Consider the following 1,746-nt stretch of genomic DNA (forward strand, 5'->3'; position numbering starts at 1 on the left):
GGGCGGCCGAGCTGGTGTCCAGCGCGGCGACGGTGGTGCCGTCGTAGGCGCGGTCGGCCGCGGTCACGCCAGTAACGGTGAGCGGGGCGGCGGTGATGTCGGCGGTGGTGGTGGGTTGGATCACCGCATAGTTGCCGGCCTGGGAGCCGGAGAGGGTGATGCCGGTGACGGTGACGGTTTTGCCGGTGCCGACCTGTGCATTGGCAAAGGTGCCGGCCGCGCCGGTGGTGACCGGGTTGACCGTATCCGAGCCGATGATACCGACCAGCGCGGCGGTGCCGCCGAGGGTGGCGGTGGTGTCGCCGTCGTAGACTTTGTTGTCCGCGGTGACGCCGGTGACCGTCAGGCTGGCCGGGGTGATGTCGGCCGTGGTGCTCGGCTGGGTCAGGGTGTAGTTGCCGGCGTCGGTGTTGCTGAGGGTCAGACCGGCGACGTTGACGGTGATGCCCGCCCCGACGTTGCCATCGACGAAGGCCCCCACGGCCGAGCCGGTGTTCAGGTCGACCGTATCGGTGAGCAGGATACCGGAGAGGGCGGCCGAGCCGGTGGACAGCGCGGCACTGGCCGTGCCGTCGTAGGTCTTGTTGGCCGCGGTGACGCCGGTGACGGTGAGCGGGGCCGCGGTGATGTCGGCCGTCACGGTGGGCTGGGTCACGGTGTAGTTGGCCGCATCGGCGCCCGTGAGCGCGAGGCCGGCGACGGTGACCGTCTTGATGGTGCCGACGTTCTTGTCGGCGTAAGTGCCGGTGGCGCTGCTGATGTCCAGGCTCACGTCGTCGGAGCCCAAGACGCCGATCAGGAAGGCGCTGCCGGCATCGAGGGAAGCGGCGGTGGTCGCGTCGTAGACTTTGTTATTCGCGCCGATGGCGGTGACACTCAGGGTGACCGCGGCGATGTCGGCGGTGAGTCCGGTGGGTTGGCTAAGGGTGTAGTTGGCCACATCGGCGCCGGTGAGGGCGTAGCCCGAGACGGTGACCGCTTTGCCGGTGCCGACGGTCTTGGTGGTGAAGCTGGCGGTGGCGCCGCTCTCATCGAGGGCAACGTCCTCGGAGCCGACGATGCCGTCCAGCGCCGCGGTGCCGGTGATCGTGGCGGCGGTGGTGGCGTCGTAGTCGCGGTCGGCGATGGCGAGGCCGGTGATGGTGAGCGGGGCCGGGGTGATATCGGCGGTGAGCCCCGTGGGTTGGCTGAGGCTGTAGTTGCCCGCGTCGGTGCCGGCGAGGGCGAGGCCCGAGACAGAGACCGCTTTGGCGGTGCCGATGGCAGCGCTGGCGAAGCTGGCGGAGAGGCCACCGTCATCGAGGCTCAGGTCATCGCCGCTGACTTTGCCGGTGAGGGTGACCGAGCCCAAGTCCAGGGTCGCGGCGGTGCTGCCGTCGTAGGCCTTGGTGTTGGCCGTGGCGCCCGTGACCGTGATGGCCGCGGCGGTGATGTCGGCGGTCAACCCGGTAGGCTGGGTGAGGGTGTAGTTGCCGATGGCCGAGCCGGCCAATTGGAAGTTGGCGGCGGTGACGGCGATGCCGTTGCCCACGTCGGCCGAGGCGAAGGTGCCGGTGGCCGCGTTGGGATAGAGGTTCACATCCTCGGAGCCGACCACACCGACCAGGCTGGCCGAGCCATAGGAGAGGGTGGCCTCGGTGGTGGCGTCGTAGGTTTTGTTGGCGACGCTGACGCCGGTGACGGTCAGTTCCTTGGCCGTGATGGCGGCGGTGAAGCCGCTCGGTTGGGTGAGGCTGTAGTTGGCCG

The 1,746-nt window shown here is 69.5% G+C and carries 1 protein-coding gene; it reads right to left on the reverse strand.

Annotated features, from left to right (window positions below):
• A partial coding sequence (locus AC0MRV_RS20855; protein WP_472766459.1) for a beta strand repeat-containing protein occupies positions 1–1,746 on the reverse strand: 1,746 nt, incomplete at both ends.

Source organism: Actomonas spartinae, assembly GCF_051209155.1.
In the GTDB taxonomy this organism is placed as follows: domain Bacteria; phylum Verrucomicrobiota; class Verrucomicrobiia; order Opitutales; family Opitutaceae; genus Actomonas.